General features: G+C 62.5%; 1 tRNA gene. It reads right to left on the reverse strand.

The annotated features are described in order from the left end of the window. Positions 1-180 precede the first annotated feature (180 nt). Positions 181-273 (reverse strand) — tRNA-Ser (locus ABB26_RS18345). Between the last annotated feature and the right edge of the window lie 303 nt (positions 274-576).

Raw genomic sequence — 576 nt, forward strand, 5'->3', positions numbered from 1 at the left:
TGGTGTATAAGAGACAGGTCAGAGAGGCACTTCAGGCGGGGGGCGAACCTCTCCTTCCGGGTGGCTGCGCGTCCCAGCGGCTTTGCCTGCGGTTGAGCTGGCTGGGGCTTCTGCGACGTCCCCATGCTTTCGGTCGGGCAAAAGAAAAAGCCGCCCCGAAGGGCGGCTTTTTCAGTTATCTGGCGGAGAGAGGGGGATTCGAACCCCCGAAGCGCGGTTTAGACGCTTACACACTTTCCAGGCGTGCTCCTTCAACCACTCGGACACCTCTCCGGATCCTGCCGCTGTAACACCTCAGCAGGGGCGCAGATTCTATAGGGCTTGGTGCAATGCCACAAGCACCCCCTGCATGGGTGCTGGCGGACGGGTGGGGCATGGCACAATGGGGACTCAGATGAAGACGGTTGCCTGATGTCCTATCTCGTCCTTGCCCGCAAGTGGCGTCCGAAGCGTTTTGCCGAGCTGGTGGGCCAGGAACACGTGGTCCGCGCGCTGAGCAATGCGCTGGACAGTGGCCGCGTCCACCATGCCTTCCTGTTCACCGGTACCCGGGGGGTCGGCAAGACCACCATCGCC

The sequence above is a fragment of the Stenotrophomonas humi genome (genome assembly GCF_001431415.1).
Taxonomy (GTDB): domain Bacteria; phylum Pseudomonadota; class Gammaproteobacteria; order Xanthomonadales; family Xanthomonadaceae; genus Stenotrophomonas; species Stenotrophomonas humi.